At 37.7% G+C, this 19,455-nt stretch carries 19 protein-coding genes; 14 read left to right on the top strand and 5 right to left on the bottom strand.

Going from position 1 to position 19,455, the window contains the following annotated elements:
- Positions 1–170: 170 nt before the first annotated feature.
- From HMPREF1536_RS07840 to HMPREF1536_RS07775, 14 genes are all read left to right on the top strand, one after another.
- Positions 171–1,070, top strand: coding sequence for an FkbM family methyltransferase (locus HMPREF1536_RS07840; RefSeq protein ID WP_052349772.1), 900 nt, complete (start codon positions 171–173; stop codon positions 1,068–1,070).
- A 66-nt stretch (positions 1,071–1,136) separates the two neighbouring features.
- Positions 1,137–2,573 (top strand): lipopolysaccharide biosynthesis protein, encoded by a 1,437-nt coding sequence (locus HMPREF1536_RS07835; protein ID WP_028726487.1) that lies wholly within the window; start codon positions 1,137–1,139, stop codon positions 2,571–2,573.
- Positions 2,574–2,604: 31 nt separating this feature from the next.
- A complete protein-coding gene (locus tag HMPREF1536_RS07830; protein WP_028726486.1) occupies positions 2,605–3,366 on the top strand; it encodes a hypothetical protein in 762 nt (253 codons plus the stop codon).
- A gap of 8 nt (positions 3,367–3,374) precedes the next feature.
- A complete protein-coding gene (locus tag HMPREF1536_RS07825; RefSeq protein ID WP_150115608.1) occupies positions 3,375–4,226 on the top strand; it encodes an O-fucosyltransferase family protein in 852 nt (283 codons plus the stop codon).
- Positions 4,219–5,382 (top strand): glycosyltransferase family 4 protein, encoded by a 1,164-nt coding sequence (locus tag HMPREF1536_RS27040; RefSeq protein WP_081693251.1) that lies wholly within the window; start codon positions 4,219–4,221, stop codon positions 5,380–5,382. The genes HMPREF1536_RS07825 and HMPREF1536_RS27040 overlap by 8 nt, the downstream gene beginning before the upstream one ends.
- The gene (locus HMPREF1536_RS07815; protein WP_028726483.1) at positions 5,379–6,257 is read left to right on the top strand and encodes a glycosyltransferase family 2 protein; all 879 of its coding nucleotides are present in this window, start codon (positions 5,379–5,381) and stop codon (positions 6,255–6,257) included. The genes HMPREF1536_RS27040 and HMPREF1536_RS07815 overlap by 4 nt, the downstream gene beginning before the upstream one ends.
- The gene (locus HMPREF1536_RS07810; protein ID WP_028726482.1) at positions 6,254–7,150 is read left to right on the top strand and encodes a glycosyltransferase; all 897 of its coding nucleotides are present in this window, start codon (positions 6,254–6,256) and stop codon (positions 7,148–7,150) included. Before HMPREF1536_RS07815 ends, HMPREF1536_RS07810 begins: the two co-directional genes overlap by 4 nt.
- 1 nt (position 7,151) lies before the next feature.
- Entirely contained in the window at positions 7,152–8,126 is a 975-nt protein-coding gene (locus tag HMPREF1536_RS07805; RefSeq protein WP_028726481.1) for a hypothetical protein, read from the top strand.
- Between the two features lie 3 nt (positions 8,127–8,129).
- Positions 8,130–8,495: a sugar 3,4-ketoisomerase gene (locus tag HMPREF1536_RS07800; protein ID WP_028726480.1), complete on the top strand. Its 366-nt coding sequence runs from the start codon at positions 8,130–8,132 to the stop codon at positions 8,493–8,495.
- Entirely contained in the window at positions 8,488–9,567 is a 1,080-nt protein-coding gene (locus HMPREF1536_RS07795; protein WP_028726479.1) for a DegT/DnrJ/EryC1/StrS family aminotransferase, read from the top strand. Before HMPREF1536_RS07800 ends, HMPREF1536_RS07795 begins: the two co-directional genes overlap by 8 nt.
- Positions 9,567–10,658, top strand: a complete 1,092-nt coding sequence (locus HMPREF1536_RS07790; protein WP_028726478.1) for a glycosyltransferase — start codon at positions 9,567–9,569, stop codon at positions 10,656–10,658. The genes HMPREF1536_RS07795 and HMPREF1536_RS07790 overlap by 1 nt, the downstream gene beginning before the upstream one ends.
- 20 nt (positions 10,659–10,678) lie before the next feature.
- Positions 10,679–11,437 carry a glycosyltransferase family 2 protein gene (locus HMPREF1536_RS07785; protein WP_044191433.1) on the top strand — a complete coding sequence of 253 codons (759 nt, stop codon included), beginning with the start codon at positions 10,679–10,681 and terminating at the stop codon, positions 11,435–11,437.
- A gap of 16 nt (positions 11,438–11,453) precedes the next feature.
- The gene (locus HMPREF1536_RS07780) at positions 11,454–13,994 is read left to right on the top strand and encodes a YfhO family protein (RefSeq protein WP_028726476.1); all 2,541 of its coding nucleotides are present in this window, start codon (positions 11,454–11,456) and stop codon (positions 13,992–13,994) included.
- On the top strand, positions 13,991–14,992 hold the full coding sequence (locus HMPREF1536_RS07775; protein WP_028726475.1) for a glycosyltransferase: 1,002 nt from the start codon (positions 13,991–13,993) through the stop codon (positions 14,990–14,992). Before HMPREF1536_RS07780 ends, HMPREF1536_RS07775 begins: the two co-directional genes overlap by 4 nt.
- On the opposite strand, the gene HMPREF1536_RS07770 is transcribed toward HMPREF1536_RS07775, so the two are convergent.
- The 5 genes from HMPREF1536_RS07770 to ahcY form a co-directional block, all read right to left on the bottom strand.
- Positions 14,974–15,519, bottom strand: a complete 546-nt coding sequence (locus HMPREF1536_RS07770; RefSeq protein ID WP_028726474.1) for a D-glycero-alpha-D-manno-heptose-1,7-bisphosphate 7-phosphatase — start codon at positions 15,517–15,519, stop codon at positions 14,974–14,976. The genes HMPREF1536_RS07775 and HMPREF1536_RS07770 overlap by 19 nt on opposite strands.
- Entirely contained in the window at positions 15,497–16,201 is a 705-nt protein-coding gene (locus HMPREF1536_RS07765; protein ID WP_028726473.1) for a nucleotidyltransferase family protein, read from the bottom strand. Before HMPREF1536_RS07765 ends, HMPREF1536_RS07770 begins: the two co-directional genes overlap by 23 nt.
- 1 nt (position 16,202) lies before the next feature.
- A complete protein-coding gene (locus HMPREF1536_RS07760) occupies positions 16,203–16,793 on the bottom strand; it encodes a D-sedoheptulose-7-phosphate isomerase (protein ID WP_028726472.1) in 591 nt (196 codons plus the stop codon).
- Positions 16,775–17,809, bottom strand: a complete 1,035-nt coding sequence (locus HMPREF1536_RS07755; RefSeq protein ID WP_028726471.1) for a GHMP family kinase ATP-binding protein — start codon at positions 17,807–17,809, stop codon at positions 16,775–16,777. The genes HMPREF1536_RS07760 and HMPREF1536_RS07755 overlap by 19 nt, the downstream gene beginning before the upstream one ends.
- A gap of 140 nt (positions 17,810–17,949) precedes the next feature.
- A complete protein-coding gene (ahcY, locus tag HMPREF1536_RS07750) occupies positions 17,950–19,368 on the bottom strand; it encodes an adenosylhomocysteinase (RefSeq protein WP_028726470.1) in 1,419 nt (472 codons plus the stop codon).
- Positions 19,369–19,455: the final 87 nt, after the last annotated feature.

The following is a 19,455-nucleotide window of genomic DNA, read 5'->3' as shown; positions in this document are numbered from 1 at the left end:
GTATACTATCGGTAAATAGATTACTGTTTTTGTGATAGTATGATAGTATAAATAAGCTCTGTCACAGATACTATCACTGCTTGAATGGTTTGATTTACACCAGGTAGAAGGTGGTGAGTGATAGTGTGATAGTTGCTTTGTAAAATGCATTGAGAATCAAAAAATAAAAGATGTTAGCGGCATTATATAGAAAAGTTATACCTAGTGATATACGGGCTTTTATTTACAGAGTATTTCTGGGAGATTTATTAGCAGTGATTCGTATTTCTAAACCTTGGATGAAGCATAAATGGTATAGAGTTTATTATAATATAGTTGCTCCCAAAACAGAAAAGGAGCAGGCTTATAAAGCCTGGAGTAAGGCAGAAAACTGCCTTACTCCATATCCATATTTATGGAAAGGAAAATATGATCAACTGCTTATTGATGTTCATATTGATATGGAAAACTCTCTTCCATTTGTTATACATCATGGTAAAAGATTATATTTTCAGCGTGATATGATTAATGATATTCCTGGGATGTATAAAGGGCTTTTGATCGAACAAGATGAACGTTCTGCTCATCGTTATGTTGTTTCATATAGTGACTTGAGAAATAAAGTTTTATTGGATATCGGTGCAGCAGAGGCTATTTTTGCTCTTGACACAATTGAATATGTTAATCATACATATCTTTTTGAATGTGATGAGAGATGGTTAGAGGCTTTGAAGGCTACATTTGCTCCTTGGAAAGAAAAAGTAACAATCGTTCGAAAGTATGTAAGCGATTTAAATGATGAAAATAATGTAACGTTGGACTCCTATTTCTTAGATAAGCAAACTGATAACTTTTTCTTGAAGATGGATATAGAAGGTTATGAGCGAAACGCATTGAAAGGAGCAAAGAATCTTTTGGGAAAGGCAAAGAATCTTTCGGGATCAGTTTGTATTTATCATCTACATGATGACAAGGAAGTTATACAAGAACTTCTGAAAATGTTTAATTGTGTTACTGAAATTCAACCGGGATACATTATATTTGAAAACGAATTTAGATCTGCGATATTACGATTTCATTTGTTTTCATGAAAATTTGAGTAGCAATTATTGTGTGATGTTATAAAATCAATTTGAGATAGAGATGAAATTAGTATAATGCAAGAAGAAACATTAAAAGATAAAACGGCTAAAGGACTCTTTTGGGGTGGTATCAGTAATGGATTACAACAGATTCTATCATTATTATTCGGAATATTTCTGTCTCGAATTTTGGATGCAGAAGATTATGGCTTGGTGGGATTATTGGCTATTTTTACAGGTATTGCAGGAAGTTTGCAAGAAAGTGGTTTTTCTGCAGCATTGACTAATAAATTGAATATTAGACATGATGATTATAATTCTGTCTTTTGGTTTAATATAGTTACAGGTGTTGTTTTATATATTATTTTATTTTTTTCAGCACCATTGATTGCTCTTTTTTTTGAACAGCCCAAATTATTGTGGGTTTCTCGAATTGTTTTTTTAAGCTTTTTGTTTGGATGTTTTGGAACTGCTCAGGCGGCTTATTTATTTAAAAATTTAATGGTTAAAGAACGTGCGAAAATTGATATTTTTGCATTGTTGTTATCTAATATTGTTGCATTGATAATGGCCTTAAAAGGTTTAGCATATTGGGGAATTGCTGTTCAGAATGCGCTATATATGGGTATTGGAACATTTTTTCGTTGGTATTATTCCCCATGGCGTCCCACATTTTCTTTTACAATTAAGCCATTAAAAGAAATGTTTCCTTTTAGTTCTAAGTTATTATTGACCCATTTGTTTGGGCAAGTTTCTACAAATGTCTTTTCGCTTTTGTTAGGTAAGTTTTATACAGTGCAGCAAGTTGGTTATTATTCCCAAGGTTATAAATGGATGAATATGGGGGGAGGGTTGATTTCAGGAATGATAACCAGTGTAGCTCAACCTGTATTTGCACAGGTTACATCAGAAAAAGAACGACAGGTACAGGTTCTGAGAAAAATGATTCGTTTTACGGCCTTTATTTCTTTTCCGTTAATGTTTGGTATGGCATTGGTCGCTAAAGAGTTAATTCTTATTACTGTTACAGATAAGTGGTTAGCATCTGTCCCTATATTACAGATTTTATGTGTTTGGGGGGCATTTTCTCCGATCTGCGAATTGTATAAAAACATTGTTATTAGTAGAGGGAATTCAAAGATTTTCTTATATGCAAATATCATTTTTGGTATTTTTCAGTTACTATTATTAGTTGTAATGTTACCTTATGGTATATTATGGATGGTCATTGCTTATGTAGTAGCTTATATGGGCTGGTTGCTGTCTTGGCATTACTTTGCGAATCGATTAATTGGTATTAAATTTTTTGATGTAGTTAAAGACATAGTTCCTTATTTAATTATTACATTTGCTGTATTGGGTGGAAGTTTTTTAGTTACATATAAGTTGGATAATATATATGTGAATTTTATTTTGAAAATTCTTATATCTGTGTCTTTATATATTTTTATTATGTGGTCTATGAAATCTGTTATATTTAGAGAAAGTGTAAACTATTTATTGCGTAAATGATTTTTCAAATAAAATACCAAATTATAGAATAATGGAAACTGTTACATTTGAAACAAAATGTTATGAGAATGATTGGGAGTTTGTTTTAAAGACAAACTATTTAGATGAAATGTTGCAAAGGATCCCTTGCTCTTTTACACATAAGCAATTAATAATAAACAATGTAAGTGATATTTCTTTAGTTTGTAAATATGCAGAAGAAAAGGTGAAAACAGGTGTAATTGATGCTTATTATATAGCAGAGGATTATGCAAAAGATTCGCTTAGTTTTTTTCAGATTGATAAAAAATCTTTTGGAAGAGGATATTATTATTCAATATCTGAATTAGTTGGACTCTATTTAAGTAAAACAACTTATCATCTTCATTTTTCTAGTGACGCTATAATGGGAAAGAATACTACTATTAATTGGATAGAACAAGCAATGCGACAAATGAACACGCATTCTGATTTTGTCGTAGCTAATCCTTTATGGAATTATAGACATCAAGATGCATTTAATGAATCTATGGACGAAATAGAAGAGTTCTATATAGGATATGGTTTCTCGGATCAGTGTTATTTAGTAAAAAATGAAGTATTTAGAAAACCTATCTATAATGAATATAATATAGCTTCTTCTAGATATCCAATTTATGGTGGCGAATTGTTTGAGGAGAGAGTGGATAGCTATATGAGAAACCATGAATTAAAAAGATTAACTCATAAACAAGTAAGTTATATTCATCAGAATTTTCCTAAAAATAAGTTTTTGAGGATGGCTCGAAAATTAAAAATATATTTAAATGTTTGATGCTTTTTATGAGAAAAAAACAAATAACATTAGTTCCCGTTGGTGGATTAGGAAATAGAATAGAGGCTATAAGTTCTGCAATAGCTTTTTGTATAGAAAAGAAATGGAATTTGAAAATATTATGGTTTAAGGATTGTGGGCTTAATTGTAGCTATGAAAAATTATTCTATTTGGATCCAATGTTAGATTTTGTGGAGATTTGTAATGCAAGAGTAAGTGATTTTTTATTAAGAGATAATCCTCGAAGAAAAAATTTATGGATACCTTCTGTTTTTGAGAAATTCTATTATGATAAGGCTATATATTACTATCATGATGATTTTCATGTAAGTTGTGAATATCCTCCTTTTGATGAACAATTAGATTGTTATTCTAATGTTTACATGGTTTCTTGTGGGGTGTATTGGAGGAATGAAGGAATGTATAAGTGGATAAAGCCTTCTGATATAATAGAAAGAAAGATCCAAGCACTTAAGTTCTCTAATATTTCTAGTATGGTGGGTATTCATATTAGGCGAACAGATAATTGGAATACTCAGAAATATAGTCCGACAAATTTATTTGTAAGTGCAATAAATAATGAAATAGAGATAGATGAAGGTATCTCTTTCTTTTTAGCCTCGGATTCCATGGAAGAAAAAAAATACTTAAAGGATTTATATGGTGATAGGATAATGGCATTTATGAAAGAAACCAATCGAAATACTGAAGAAGGAATTATTGATGCCTTTGTTGAGATGAATATATTATCACGAACAAAGAAAATTTATGCAGGTGATAGTTCTTTTGCTCGAATATCTGCTAATATATCTGGAATTGATTATGTTCAATTGGATTTGAGATTGTTGAAAAATGAGTAAAAAGAGCATTGTATATAACTTTTCTCATTATGATAAGGTTGAATTGTTAAAAACTTTCCCTCTTCCTTATTATATTGGTAAACAAAACAATATGTCTGTTGCAATAGTTTATCGTGCTGATGAGAAAAGTAAGGATCTTGCTGAATATTATAGAGGTGTACATTTTTGTCCGTTGAAATTCTGGGGAATTAGAAAAACTGGTTCATTAATTGGTGAATGGTATTTTCTTTGGTTTTTTTATATGCATGCACATGAAATAGATGTATTAATTAGACCGCATTTTTCTTATTTGACTATAATAATAGGTTGGATTTATAAATTAAGAAATCCCAAAGGTATATTTTATATTTTTAGTGATGGATATGGACTTTGGGCTGCTTTATTTAGAAAGAAAACATTACTGGTAAATATTAAAAACTTCTTTATAAAAAAAATCTTGTATAAAGCATGTAATATTGCAGACAAAATTTCTGTAGAATTAGTTGATATTTATAATTTTTATAAGATTCAAGAACCTTTAAGTGTAAATCAAAATAAATTGATTCATATGCGATTAGGGATTGATGAAGAAATTTTAAATACATATGATATAAAAGAATATCCAATAAATCAAAAAGAAAAACTTATTATCTCTGTTGGTCGCCATGGTTCTAAACAGAAGAATACAGAACTGTTTCTTGATGCTTTAAAAAAGATTGATTTGAAAGACTATTCTGTTGTATTTATAGGACCAGTTGAAAAAGAAGAATGTGATTTTCAATCATATATTGATACTTATTTTGTTGAAAATAGAGAATTGAAAGAAAAAGTTCATTTTATAGGAGCTGTTTATGATAAAAAGGAATTGTACTCTTGGTTTAATAGATCCAAAATTTTTGTTCATACAGCTATTTATGAATCCTATGGTATAGTAATTGGAGAGGCTTTTCGTTTTAATAATTATATACTTTCAACAGATGTTGGATGTGCTAAAGAATTAATTTCGATGGGTATGGGTGAATTATATCCTATGAATGATGCAAGAATATTAGCTTTTCGTTTACAACAAATAATAGATGGAGAAATAGATATTCAATCTATCTATGAGAGTAAACCGATAGATAATAAGATTATTTCATGGGAGAATGAAGTAAGAAAGCTGGGAAGGTTCAAATGAAAATATCTGTAATAACTATTAATTATAATGGACTTTCAGATACTAGAGTTTTTTTGGGGTCATTTAGAAAAGAGATTCAAGGAGTCGAGTATGAAATTATTGTTGTTGATAATGCTTCGGTGAATAATGAAGCTAAAATACTTGAAGATGAGTTTGATGGAGTAATTTGTGTTCGGAGTGATGTTAATTTAGGCTTTTCAGGAGGAAATAATTTGGGAGTTAAATATTCTACGGGTGAATTATTATTATTTATAAATAATGATATCATTATTAAGTCAAATTTTATACTACCATTATTAGAAAAAATTCACCAAGATACAAATATTGCAGCTATATCACCACAAATAAGATATATGGATAATACATTATGTTATGGGGGATGTGAGCCTATTGACAAGTATCTGCTGCGAATACATTATTTGAACGGTAGTTTAGAAAAAGGACTTTCTGTATCGCAGGAAGTTTCGTTAATGCACGGAGCTGCAGTTATTATTAAAAAAGATGTTTTGAATAAAATAGGTGGATGGCCTGAAATATATTTTTTGTATTCTGAAGAAGTTGATTTGTCTATTCATATTAGAAATCTGGGTTTTTCTATTTGGTATGAGCCGCAGTCAATAGTCTATCATGTAGGTAGCCAAAGCACAGGTAAAGACTCTTCTTTAGTTTGTTATTATAACACAAGAAACAGACTTTTGTTGTATAAAAGAAATTTGTATGGATTAACACGGCTTATATCTATTTTATATCAGTTGCTGGTTATTAATTTATCTACTTCCTTAAATTTGATTTTAAAAGGTGAGATAGATTTGTTTAAGGCTGTATGTCAAGGAGTAATTGATTTTTTATGTGGAAATTTTTATAAAAAGAAATGATATTAGCACCTATTGTTTTATTTACATACAATCGTTCTAATCACACTCAGCAGGTTATTAATTCGTTATTGAAGAATAAGTGTGCCAAGGAAAGTGATTTATTTATTTATTCAGATGGAATCAAAAACAGTAATGTTGCTCATGAAATTTTATCTGTACGAGAGTATTTGAGAACAATTAGCGGTTTTAAGTCTATAAATATAATAGAACGTAAAGAAAATTGGGGACTAGCAAAGAATATTATTGATGGTGTGACCTCAATAGTTAACCAATATGGAAAGGTGATCGTTTTGGAAGATGATCTCGTCGTCTCACGTTATTTTTTAAAGTATATGAATGAAGCGCTTGATTTTTATGAGAAAGAAGAGCAGGTTGTTTGTATTCATGGATATGTATATCCGGTAAAACAAAAACTACCTGAAACCTTTTTTATAAAAGGAGCTGATTGTTGGGGATGGGCTACTTGGAAGCGTGGATGGGATCTGTTCTGTCCAGACGGAAAGAGATTATTAAATGAAATAGAGAAACGAAATCTGCAAAAAGAATTTGATTTTGACAATTCCTATCCTTACTTTCGGATGTTAAAACGGCAAATTGAAGGAAAGAATAATTCTTGGGCGATCCGTTGGTATGCATCTGCATTTCTACAAAATAAATTTACGTTATATCCTGGACGGTCTTTAGTAAATCAGATAGGAGTGGATGGGAGTGGTACGCATTGCGGAGTTAATGAAATGTTTAATGTATCGCTGGCAGATTCTCCTATAGAACTTTCTGAAACAGTGATTCAAGAATCGAAGCAAGGAAGAAATGCTTTTATTTATTATTTCAGATATGTGATGTTTTACTATAAAGTTAAAGCCAGGCTGAAACGTCTTTTTAAAATTAGTTGATATGCTTAATTTCTGCACTTTATTTGATTCTGTTTATCTTTCAAGGGGACTGGCAATGTATAATTCGCTGAGTCAACATTGTAAAGATTTCCATTTATATATATTTGCTTTTAATGATAAGTGCTATTCGATCCTGAAATCGTTGCAGTTAGTAAATGCTACAGTGATTTCTCTATCTGAGTTTGAAGACGAAGAGTTATTGAAGGTGAAACCTACCCGTACTCGAGCGGAATATTGTTGGACATGTTCTTCTTCAACGATTCTATACGTACTTAATAATTATAAAGTGGATCATTGTACTTATCTGGATTCGGATTTGTACTTTTTTTCTTCCCCTCAGGTCTTATTGGATGAGATGGGAGATAATTCTGTATTGATAACGCCTCATCGCTATACTCCGGAATATGATCAGAGTGAGAAAACCGGCATCTATTGTGTTCAATTTGTCACCTTTAAAAATAATCAAGAAGGACGAGTTGTACTTGAATGGTGGCGTAATGCTTGTTTGGATTGGTGCTATAATCGATTTGAAGAAGGACGTTTTGGAGATCAGAAATATCTGGATGATTGGCCTGAGCGTTTTGAAGGTGTTTATGTCTCCCGAAATTTGGGGGGCGGAGTAGCCCCTTGGAATATGCAACAATATGAGTTTGAACAGTTGAATGATTGCATAAGAGGGCGCGAACTGAAAACAAATAAAAGATTTCCTGTAATCTTTTTTCATTTTCACTCTTTTGTCTTTGTTACTCCGGACTATTTCTCTCCCCGGCCTTATTATGAAAGAAACGAAACTTCAATCGTTTTGCTTTTCAAGCCATATGTGAAAGAAATTAAACAAATAAGAAGTAATTACCCTGCGATACAAACTTCTGAGTTATATTTGCATGGATGGAAATATTATAAGTATCTGCTAGAGCTTCTTGTTCGTCGCGGACTGAAGGAAAAAAAATATATTAAATTATTACATGAGAACTAAAATATGGCTCATATCATAGATTTGAAGACGTTTACAGATGATCGTGGAAATCTGACTGTAATAGAAAAAGTATTACCGTTTGATATGAAACGAATATTCTATATATATGGTGTTGATGATTCAGAGAGAGGTGGTCATCGTCATCATAAGACAGTACAGGCGGCAATTTGCCTGCAAGGTCATTGTACAATATCCAATAATACAGGGAAAGAGAAACAAGTCTTTGTCTTGGATTCTCCCCATAAATGCCTGATATTGGAACCGGCAGACTGGCATATCATGCATCATTTCAGTAAGGATGCTATCCTTATGGTTATAGCATCTGAGTTTTTTGATTCAAATGATTATATCTACGAACCTTATGATTGAATATGAAAGTTTAGGGAGATTGAATAAATCTTTCGAAGATGAATATGTGCAATGTTTTAGAGAGTTACTGAATAGTGGTTGGTATATTCTTGGTAAACAGGTTGCAACATTTGAAGAGGCATTCGCGCAATACTGCGGAACAAAACATTGTATAGGGGTTGCCTCTGGACTGGATGCTTTAATGCTGGCTTTACGTTGTTATGATTTTCCTGCAGGAAGTGAAGTACTTGTCCCTTCGAATACCTATATCGCAACTATCCTATCTATTCTTCAATGTGGTCTTAAGCCAGTGTTGGTAGAGCCGGATATCCATACATACAATATCGATCCTCTCAAAATAGAGGAAAAGATAACAAAGAATACCAAGGCGATCATGGTTGTTCATTTGTATGGGAAGGCATGTGATATGGAACCTATTATGCAGATCGCCGGCAAATATAAGTTACCCGTTATTGAAGATTGTGCACAGGCTCATGGAGCAATGTATAAAGGGCAGAAAGTCGGAACTTTTGGTATCGGGGCTTTTTCTTTTTATCCGACTAAGAACTTAGGTGCTTTAGGAGATGCGGGGGCTATTACAACGAATGATCAGGAAAAGAAAGATCTGTTTATGGCTTTAAGAAATTACGGGTCTAAAATTAAATATCAGAATGATTATATAGGTTATAACTCCCGTTTGGATGAAATTCAGGCAGGCTTATTAAGTGTAAAGCTTAAATATCTTGATAAGATTAATCGGCATAAGAGAGATTTGGCAGCAATATATCTGAAAGAATTAAAAGATGATTTTATAAAACCGTCGGTTTCTTCAGACTATTTTGATGTATACCATATCTTTAATATACGTCATCCAAAACGGGATGAGTTAAAAGAATATCTTCTGAAAAATGACATTAAAACAGATATTCATTATCCGATCCCTCCGAATAAGCAGAAAGCAATGGAAGGAATTATTATTGGAGAATATCCCATATCGGAAGAAATCCATAGAACGACATTGAGCCTCCCTATTTCATTCGGTCATACGGAAGATGATATTTATAAAGTAGTAGAGACGATAAATAAATTCTGATGGAGGCTTATTTTTATTGGGGTAAGAACTTGGGAGATGTTATTTATCATTCCTGTGTTTGCCTTGCAGAAGGATTTACAGAAATGGGAATAGCATGCTATTCAGACTTTTCCAATTGCCTTACTGGCATTGGAAAAGATTTTTTAATAAAATATGATGACAAGCACTCCCTCTCTGATGCTGATATTGTAATTATCCATTATACTATATATGAGCGGGATCCTCAAGCTGACGAAACGTTAATCCGGTTGAATAAGAAACCGAGAAAATATATTACGGTTTTTCTGGATGACAGTGATGGCCTACGTACTCCAGGATTTAGAAAAGGTGGCCGTTCGTGTGATATTGTTTTGAAGTCGCATTATAATAAACTATACAAATATCCTCAAAATTTCCATCCTTGGCAGTTTGGTCTTTGTAATAGAATATTAAAAGCTGTATCTCCTTTACCTTATAAGGAACGTGTCCCTCAGGTTCTGGTAAATTTTAGAGCAAAGCATCAATTAAGAGATTTTGTCGGGAATTTGGTTGCTCCTGTTTTTTCAAAGTATATGATTTGGAACACATCGTGTGATGCTTTCTCTAATGAGGGACTGGAGGGAGATGATCTTTTATACTGGAAGCAGACCGGTGCAAGGCATTATCCTGAATACTACAAGAAACTGTCATCGAGTATGGCTTGTGCTTGTTACGGAGGGGTTTTTGCTATTCCTGTGGGTAATTATAATAAATATACTGCTAAAATTGCACGTGAAATAAATGGAGTCTTGAATATTTATGAATGGGATAGAGTTCGTCAATGGGATTCCTGGCGTTTGTGGGAAGCTTGGGCTGCTGCAGCTTGTGTAATTCATGTGGATTTGGAAAAATACGGATGTGTATTACCTGTAATGCCGGAGAATGGTAAGCATTATATTGGTATAGATATTAAAAACGTGGATCGATTAGATAAGCTCTTAAGCCAGGATGCAAAAAGTCTTGATGAATCGTCGGTCTTAGGGGAGATTGCTACGAATGGTCGGGAGTTTGTTTTAGAAAATTATACACCCCGGAAAGTTGCCGAACGTTTGTTGGCAATGATTAATTTATAGTTTCTTTTTCATTAATGAATATGCAACAACCTCTTTTTTCAATTATAACAATCACATATAATGCTTCCCGCTGGGTGGAGCAGACTATTCTTAATGTGCTGAGCCAGTCGTACTCAAATATAGAGTATATTGTTATTGACGGAGGTTCGACAGATGGAACAGTGGATATAATAAAACAATATGCTTCTGGTATATCTTATTGGGTCAGTGAACCGGATAAAGGTATTTATGATGCGATGAACAAGGGGCTTCAAAAAGCGACTGGAGATTATGTCTGGTTTATAAATGCAGGGGATTCTTTGTATACTTCAGATACCGTACAGCGAGTTGCCTCATTGGTACAGAAAAAGAAAATTCTGCCTGATATTATATATGGGGAAACCTTTATTGTTGATGAAGATGGTAAATCATTGGGGAAACGGAGATTGAAGGCTCCCGAGAAACTTACATGGAAAAGTTTCAGGATGGGGATGTTAGTTTGTCATCAGTCGTTTATAACAAAACGTACTATTGCTCCGTTATATGATTTAAAATACCGTTATTCGGCTGATTTCGAATGGTGTATTCGGTGTATGAAAAATGCACGGAGAATATATAATACACGAATGGTTCTCTCTAATTTTTTGGATGGTGGCGTGAGTACAACACAAAGAAAAGCGTCATTAAAAGAGAGGTACGATATTATGTGTCAGTATTATGGAATAGTGTCGACATCGCTGTTTCATATATGGTTCGCTATACGTTTTTACGCGGCCAAATGGTTTAAAGGAAGAGTATAAACAAATAATATATAATATGCATAGTATTATGAAAAATGTGGGTAAGCATATTGCTGCCCTTATCTTATTTTTAGGGTTAGTAATGGCTTATTTCTCTCCGGCTGTATTTGATGGTAAGGTCATCATGCAGGGGGATAATATAAAAGCTACGGGTATGGGAGGAAGCCAAGCCGATAAATATGCAAAAACGGCCGAGCCTGGAGAATTTAGCGTTTGGTCGGATGCAATGTTTTCGGGTATGCCTTATGGTCCCGGATATGGAAATCCGGCTCCGGAGTTACCTTCTTACAGTATAGTGGATAGTTGGCTGAAAACAGTAGGATATGGAGATGCTGCGATGGTTTTTGTAGGCCTGGTTTGTTTTTATCTTTTGATGTGCATCATGGGGGTAAACTGGTGGTTAGCAATTGCCGGGGCTATTGCTTTCGCCTTTGCATCTTATAATATTATTATCATTGAAGCAGGGCATATAGTAAAGGCTTATGTGATTGGGTATATGCCTGTTACTTTAGCTGGAATGTTCCTGTTATTCAAACGTAAATGGTTGTGGGGAGCTGTGTTGTTCCTTCTTGGCGTTGCGTTTTCTTTATATAACGGACACATCCAGATTACCTACTATTTAGTACTACTTTGTTTATTCATCTATTTGGGATATGCGATAAAGATGTTTAAAGAAAAGGCCTACGGAGAGTGGATGAAAACATCTTTGATTATGGCTGCTTGTGTTATTTTGGCCGTGCTACCCAACGCCAAACATATGTATTCAAACTGGGATTTGGGTCAGCACTCTATCCGTGGAGCTTCTGAGCTGACCCCTAAAGCTGATGAAACAGGAAAAGTAGAGAAAGCTTCTACAGGGCTGGATAAAGACTATGCTTTCCAATGGAGTTATGGCTGGAAAGAGTTGCTGACGGTTATGGTTCCCGACGTATATGGAGGTGGCTCCGGAGGAACTTTGGATAGTTCTTCTGAATTATACAAAGAACTTAAGAAGAATGGGGCACAAGTGGGGAAGGAAGTACAAACTTATACTTATTGGGGGGATAAGCCGTTTACTTCCGGGCCGGTTTATTTCGGGGCGTTGGTTTGTTTCTTGTTTGTCCTGGGTATGTTTGTGATCCGTAATCAGATGAAGTGGTGGCTGTTAGGAGGCTCTGTCTTTTTGACGTTCCTGGCTTTAGGTAGAAATTTTGATGCCTTTAATGATATCATGTTCCACTATTTGCCTTTATATAATAAGTTCCGTACTGTGGAGATGGCATTGGTAATACCGGGATTGGTGTTCCCTCTTGTCGGTATCTGGGGATTGAGAGAAATTTTGACAGAAAAGATTGAAGAGGCACGTTTAAAAAAGAGTTTTCTTTGGTCGTTGGGAATAACCGGTGGTATTTGTTTGATACTTTGGTTAATGCCTTCCTTATTATTGAACTTCCATTCGCTTTATGATGCCCAGTTCCAGAATCAGGTTCCGGAATGGTATTACACTGCCTTGTTGATGGATCGTGCTTCGTTGGCTTCTGCTGATGCATTACGTTCTTTGATTTTTATTCTTTTGGGAGCCGGATTGCTTGTGTGGTTCTGGAAGTCGAAGAATAAAACCAGGACTTCTATGTTTGTGAGTGCTGGTATGGCTGTGCTGATCCTGGTTGATTTGTGGAGTGTGGATCGTCGTTACCTGAATGATAGTAATTACGTGAAAGAAACTGCACAGGAAACATACAAAGAAAGTGTTGCCGATAAAGAAATATTTAAAGATATGGATGAGTCATTCCGTGTATTTGGTCTGAATAATCCTTGGCAGGATACAAATGTCTCTTATTTCCATCATTCTATTGGAGGATATCATGCTGTTAAATTGCGCAGATATCAGGAGTTGATCGACCATCGGTTAGATGGAGAGTACCGGAATATAATCGGAGCTTTACAAAAGGCACAATCTGTTGATGATATAATGTCGGTTCTGGCTGCGTCGCCTTCTTTGAATATGCTGAACATGCGTTATATTATCTATAATCCGGATCAGGCTCCGATTCGTAATCCGTATGCTTTTGGCAATGCCTGGTTTGTAGACAAGGTTGAGATAGTAGATAATGCGGATGCAGAAATAGAGGCTTTAAATGTGATCAATCCGTTAGAGACAGCTGTTGTCGATAAACGCTTCGCAAAAGATCTGGAAGGTTTTACACCGCATAAAGACTCTACGGCTACGATCGTTCTTGAAAAATATCGTCCCAATCGTTTAACTTATAAGACTAAAGCCGATTCGGAACAGCTGGCTGTTTTTTCTGAAATCTATTATCAACCAGGTTGGAAAGCTACGATCGATGGAAAAGAGGTTCCTCATTTCCGTACAGATTGGATATTACGGGGAATGTTAGTTCCGGCAGGAGAGCATACGATAGTTTTTGAGTTCCGTCCGGAAGCTTATGTGACAGCGGCCTATGTCTCGTCTTACAGCTCATTTTTGATCCTGTTGTTGCTGATAGCTGCAGTTGGTTGGTCTGGTTGGAAATACTGGCAAGAATCTCGTAATACTACAGATATAAAAGACAAATGATTTCTTATTCAATCATAATACCCGTATATAACCGTCCGGTTGAAGTTCGCGAGTTGTTGGACAGCCTGTTGTTGCAGACGTTTAAAGACTTTGAAGTTTTAATTATAGAAGATGGTTCTGCCGTTCGGTGTGATGAGGTGGTTAAAGAATATGCGGACAGGTTGAATGTACGTTATTTCTTTAAGCCGAACTCCGGACGAAGCCTGACCCGTAACTATGGGATGGAGCGTGCAGAAGGTAAATACCAGATCTTTTTTGATTCGGATTGTATTATTCCTGCCGATTATTTTCAAAAGGTAACAGACTATCTGAAGGAAACAAATGCCGATTGTTTCGGTGGGCCAGATAGGGCACATTCGTCTTTCTCCCTGATGCAGAAAGCTATCAGTTATTCGATGACCTCTTTTCTGACAACCGGTGGTATCCGGGGTAGTAAAAAAGGATTGGAGAAGTTTGTCCCACGTACGTTCAATATGGGATTCTCCCGGGAGGTTTATCAGAAGGTCGGTGGTTTTAAGGATATGTTCGGAGAGGACATTGATTTAAGCACCCGTATCCGCAAAGCCGGATTCACCGTAGAGTTGTTCCCCGAAGCCTATGTCTATCATAAGCGTCGGGTGAGTCTGAAATCTTTCTACAAACAGGTCTATGTGTTTGGTATGGCTCGTGTGGATTTATATCTGATGCATCCGGACTCATTGAAATTTGTACATCTGCTCCCTGCTGTTTTTGTCTTGGGAGTTTTGTTCCTGCTGATCTCCTCATTTATTTGTCTTTGGGCATTGTTACCTTTAGGTATATATATCCTGGCATTATTCCTGGAATCTTTGTGGGTAAATAAGAGTTTGTCTATCGCGTTGCTGTCTATTATAACCAGCTTTATACAGTTAGGCGGATATGGTAATGGCTTTATCTATGCGTTTGTTCGTAAGGTGATTTTGAAACAAAAGGTCGATGTTGAAGCAGAACTGAAGAAACATTACAAGAAAAAAGCCTGAGCGAAACTTAATAAATCAGAATAATGGGCCTGGTAGAGTGTTTTTGAAATCTCTCCCGGGCCATATTTATTTCCAATAAAAATACCTGTAATCCCTGCATTCTTTGCAAAGAGCATATCGCTTATACTATCGCCGGCCATAAAACTGGTAGAGAAGTCGATGTCCGGAAAGTCCTGTTTAGCCTGAAGAGCCATGCCGATATTCGGTTTCCGGCTTTTATGGGAATCGCTGGTTGCCGTACAAACATATACTTTGTCTATTCTTCCTCCGTGAAGTGCTATCGTAGCCAACATAGAGGCATGTATCTCTTCTAATGTCTCCCTACTCATAACCCCTTTACCAACCCCTCGTTGATTAGTAACGATCACGATATGATCGAACAAGGGGGAAAGAAGTTCGAGGGCTTCCAATACTCCGTCAAGGAAGATGAACTCGTCCGGTGATTTGACATAATCATGCGGGCGTTGTTTGTTGATAACGCCGTCGCGATCCAGGAATAACGTGCTATATGGCTTTGTACTTTTCATCTTTAAAGTCTGTTTGGGCACGTTCGTAATCTTCGGGGATACCGATGTCTATAAAGTAACCTTCCGATATATAGCCGGAAAGGGTAGAGGTACGAACAGCCGTTTCAAAGAAGTCTTTCTCCAGTGAGAACTTTATCGGGAAGTTATCCAGTTCGTGACGGTTGATCAGGTATACACCTCCGTTGATCAGGCCTGATTCGCAATACTGCTTTTCGTTGAAGCGCAGGATACGGCTGGTTGGCTGTTCTATATCGACCACTCCGTATCTGTCGAACTTCTCCATTCTTTTTAGGGCAACGGTAACCGCCGATTGTGTTGACTTATGCAAGCTCAACATTTCCGGATAATGGACGCCAAAGAATGTATCACCATTTAAGACAAATACTTCGTTGGTTCCTGCCTTAGATAAAGCCAGTCTGACGGCCCCCCCCGTACCCAGCGGAGTCTCTTCCGTAACGGTAGATATATGGATGGGGAATGCATTGGCCTCGATCCATTCTTCAATAATTTCATGCTTGTATCCCAGGGCAAGGATGATATGGTTGAATCCCGCTTCAATCAGAGAGGTTATCAGGTAATACAGGAAAGGATGTCCGGCCACCGGCGCCATACATTTAGGAACGTCCGATACTACGCTTTGTAGCCGTGTCCCCATTCCTCCTGCCAGTATGATACATTCCATCTTATTTCTTTTTACCGAATATTTCTTCTTCTACCAGCTCGCAAATGATATGTCCGATGGTGATATGCGCTTCCTGGATGCGCGGTGTATCGGTAGACGGCACATTGATGATGAGTTTGGATAATTCACGCATCCGTCCCCCGTCGGAACCAGTAAAGGCCACCGTCGTGATCGCCTTTTCATGGCACGTCTCGAATGCTTTTACGATATTGGCCGAATTACCTGAGGTAGATAAGCCTATCAGGACATCACCGGCTTTCCCTATACCCGAAATAAGGCGGGAATAGATGATCTCGAAGCTAAGGTCGTTGGATACGGCTGTGATGTAAGAAGAGTTACAGTGTAATGCTTCGGACGGCAGGATATCCCGTTCCAGATAGAACTTACCGGAGAACTCGGCAGCCAGATGTTGTGCATCGGCGGCACTTCCCCCGTTTCCGCAGAAATAGACCCGTCCCCCGTATTTGAAACAGGTGACAATCGTTTCAGTGATCTGTGCGATCATGTCCTGCAACTTCTCATCCGACAAGATCTGCTCGATTACGTCGCGGTGTTGCTCCAACCGTTTTCTGATTATTCCTTTACTGTCCATGTGTTCAATCCTTTCTTGCAAAATTCAAATTGTTGTATATGTCCGATATCCATCTTTTCCAATACTTCGGACACTTTATAGCAACTATTGCCGGGGCAATAGAAAAACATGAATCCTCCTCCTCCGGCTCCGGAGATCTTTCCTCCCAGGGCACCGTTGGCGATGGCTGTTTCGTAGATATGATCGATAAATTCGTTGGAGATATTGCGTGCCATTTTCTTCTTGTTCGTCCAACTCGTGTTCAGGGCTTTTCCCAGTTCGATGAGTTCGTCCCTTAGCAGGCAATTCTTCATACGGAAAGCCTCATGCTTCACGTTGTGCATGGCTTCCAGCGAATCGTTTTTGTTGTTTTTGACGTTCTCGGCCTGTTCTTCGATGATCTTTCCGGAGCAACGTTGCTGTTCGGTATAGAAAAGGACAGTGTTCATCGCCCATTCCTGCAGGATGTCGTCGCTGATACGAAGCGGATTGACGATTACTTTGTCGTCTTCCAGGAACTCCATGAAGTTGACTCCTCCGAAGGTGGCCGCATACTGGTCTTGTTTACCACCGGCCATGTTGAGGTCGATACGTTCTATTTCGTAAGCGTAATGTGCAATGTCGTATTTACCCAGCGGCAGTCGCAGCCATTCGGTGAATGCTCCGAGAATAGCGACAACGAGGGTGGAAGAGGTGCCAAGACCGGAACCGGAAGGCACATCCATCTGGGTGATCAGTTCGAAAGAAAGAGGTTTTCCGTTGTTATACCGCGAAACGATCGAGTTGTAGATGCCCCGTTGTAGCAACAATCTGCCTTCCAGTGGAAGCTGGCTGACGGCATCGAACTCCTCCGTGATGTTTTCGTTGATGTGGATGAGCCGTATCTTCCCATTGTTAAGCGGGCGGATAGTGGCGTGGGCATATAAGTTGACGGTAACGTTGAGGATAGCACCACCATAGAGGTCTGAATAAGGAGATACATCTGTCCCTCCTCCGGCAATACCCAATCTGAAAGGTGCTTTACTTCGGTATAACATAACTGTTGTCAGGAGTTTTATTTATTCGTGATCGTAATAGGATATCGATTGCGCCCGGAATAAGGTGTCGATTGCGACCGAGATGAGGTATCAATCCCGACCGAGAGGATGTGTCGATCGCGATCGGGATTGAATGCCTGTTAATATCTGTAGTGATCAGCTTTGTACGGGCCTTCTACCGGCACTCCGATATAATCGGCCTGTTTCGGGCTCAACGTAGACAGTTTCACACCGATGCGTTCGAGGTGCAGGCGGGCAACTTCTTCGTCCAGGCGTTTCGGCAGGCGGTAAACACCTATTTCGTAAGGCATTGTCCACAAATCGATCTGGGCTAATACCTGGTTGGTGAATGAGTTACTCATCACGAACGACGGGTGGCCTGTTGCACAACCCAGGTTTACCAAACGGCCTTCAGCCAGCAGGAAGATAGAATTTCCGGTAGGGAATGTGTATTTATCCACCTGCGGTTTGATGTTGGTGTGCTTGATATTCGGATAGTTAACCAAATTCTCTACCTGAATTTCGTTGTCGAAGTGACCGATGTTACAAACAATTGCCTGATCCTTCATCTGCGACATATGTCCGATCGTGATAATATCACAGTTACCGGTAGTCGTAACGAATATATTTCCTTCCTTAACGGCATCTTCCATCGTAGTCACCTCAAATCCTTCCATTGCAGCCTGAAGTGCACAGATCGGGTCGATTTCAGTCACCAGCACGCGGGCTCCGTAAGAGCGCATGGAGTGGGCACAACCTTTACCTACGTCACCATATCCGGCAACGACTACCACTTTACCTGCAATCATTACGTCGGTTGCACGTTTGATACCGTCGGCCAGCGACTCGCGGCAGCCATACAGGTTATCGAATTTGGATTTTGTTACAGAGTCGTTTACATTGATAGCCGGAACCAACAGTTCGCCTTTCTCCATCATCTGGTACAGGCGGTGAACTCCGGTAGTCGTTTCTTCCGAAACACCCTTCATTTCAGCTATCGTACGATGCCAGCGCTGGTTATCTTCTTTCAGGATACTGTTCAGTGTGTCCAGAATAACCTGTTCCTCATGGTTTCCACCTTTACGGTTGATCGTCTCAGCATCGTTTTCAGCACGATATCCCATGTGAACAAGCAGAGAAGCATCGCCTCCGTCGTCAACAATCATCTGCGGGCCTTTTCCGCCGGGGAAACGGAGTGCCATATCGGTACACCACCAGTATTCTTCCAGTGTTTCACCTTTCCAGGCAAAAACGGGAACACCTGTTGCAGCAATAGCTGCGGCGGCATGATCCTGTGTAGAGAAGATGTTACAGCTTGCCCAGCGTACATCCGCTCCCAACGCAACTAATGTTTCGATTAACACTGCAGTCTGAATTGTCATGTGCAGTGAGCCGGTGATACGGGCACCTTTCAGAGGTTTCTGATCGGCATATTTCTGGCGAAGCGCCATCAATCCCGGCATTTCGTGTTCGGCGATTTCAATCTCTTTGCGACCGAATTCTGCCAAACCCATATCTGCCACTTTGTAAGGCAGATTAGTTGGAAATAATTGTGACATAAATAATAATTATTTTGAATGTGTGGCAAAGATAAGAAGAACACGCTAATTACCTGTAATAAATTTATAATTTTGCAGGTCGAAAAT

Source organism: Parabacteroides gordonii MS-1 = DSM 23371 (genome assembly GCF_000969825.1).
In the GTDB taxonomy this organism is placed as follows: Bacteria; Bacteroidota; Bacteroidia; order Bacteroidales; family Tannerellaceae; genus Parabacteroides; species Parabacteroides gordonii.
Note: the sequence above shows the minus strand (reverse complement) of the source record. Positions and strands in the feature narration are given on the sequence as shown.

What these genes read in the sequence shown, in the direction of transcription:
- HMPREF1536_RS07840 (WP_052349772.1), top strand. Translation starts at nt 171, where the DNA reads ATGTTAGCGGCATTATATAGAAAAGTTATACCTAGTGATATACGGGCT.
- HMPREF1536_RS07835 (WP_028726487.1), top strand. Translation starts at nt 1,137, where the DNA reads ATGCAAGAAGAAACATTAAAAGATAAAACGGCTAAAGGACTCTTTTGG.
- HMPREF1536_RS07830 (WP_028726486.1), top strand. Translation starts at nt 2,605, where the DNA reads ATGGAAACTGTTACATTTGAAACAAAATGTTATGAGAATGATTGGGAG.
- HMPREF1536_RS07825 (WP_150115608.1), top strand. Translation starts at nt 3,375, where the DNA reads ATGAGAAAAAAACAAATAACATTAGTTCCCGTTGGTGGATTAGGAAAT.
- HMPREF1536_RS27040 (WP_081693251.1), top strand. Translation starts at nt 4,219, where the DNA reads ATGAGTAAAAAGAGCATTGTATATAACTTTTCTCATTATGATAAGGTT.
- HMPREF1536_RS07815 (WP_028726483.1), top strand. Translation starts at nt 5,379, where the DNA reads ATGAAAATATCTGTAATAACTATTAATTATAATGGACTTTCAGATACT.
- HMPREF1536_RS07810 (WP_028726482.1), top strand. Translation starts at nt 6,254, where the DNA reads ATGATATTAGCACCTATTGTTTTATTTACATACAATCGTTCTAATCAC.
- HMPREF1536_RS07805 (WP_028726481.1), top strand. Translation starts at nt 7,152, where the DNA reads ATGCTTAATTTCTGCACTTTATTTGATTCTGTTTATCTTTCAAGGGGA.
- HMPREF1536_RS07800 (WP_028726480.1), top strand. Translation starts at nt 8,130, where the DNA reads ATGGCTCATATCATAGATTTGAAGACGTTTACAGATGATCGTGGAAAT.
- HMPREF1536_RS07795 (WP_028726479.1), top strand. Translation starts at nt 8,488, where the DNA reads ATGATTGAATATGAAAGTTTAGGGAGATTGAATAAATCTTTCGAAGAT.
- HMPREF1536_RS07790 (WP_028726478.1), top strand. Translation starts at nt 9,567, where the DNA reads ATGGAGGCTTATTTTTATTGGGGTAAGAACTTGGGAGATGTTATTTAT.
- HMPREF1536_RS07785 (WP_044191433.1), top strand. Translation starts at nt 10,679, where the DNA reads ATGCAACAACCTCTTTTTTCAATTATAACAATCACATATAATGCTTCC.
- HMPREF1536_RS07780 (WP_028726476.1), top strand. Translation starts at nt 11,454, where the DNA reads ATGCATAGTATTATGAAAAATGTGGGTAAGCATATTGCTGCCCTTATC.
- HMPREF1536_RS07775 (WP_028726475.1), top strand. Translation starts at nt 13,991, where the DNA reads ATGATTTCTTATTCAATCATAATACCCGTATATAACCGTCCGGTTGAA.
- HMPREF1536_RS07770 (WP_028726474.1), bottom strand. Translation starts at nt 15,519, where the DNA reads ATGAAAAGTACAAAGCCATATAGCACGTTATTCCTGGATCGCGACGGC.
- HMPREF1536_RS07765 (WP_028726473.1), bottom strand. Translation starts at nt 16,201, where the DNA reads ATGGAATGTATCATACTGGCAGGAGGAATGGGGACACGGCTACAAAGC.
- HMPREF1536_RS07760 (WP_028726472.1), bottom strand. Translation starts at nt 16,793, where the DNA reads ATGGACAGTAAAGGAATAATCAGAAAACGGTTGGAGCAACACCGCGAC.
- HMPREF1536_RS07755 (WP_028726471.1), bottom strand. Translation starts at nt 17,809, where the DNA reads ATGTTATACCGAAGTAAAGCACCTTTCAGATTGGGTATTGCCGGAGGA.
- ahcY (WP_028726470.1), bottom strand. Translation starts at nt 19,368, where the DNA reads ATGTCACAATTATTTCCAACTAATCTGCCTTACAAAGTGGCAGATATG.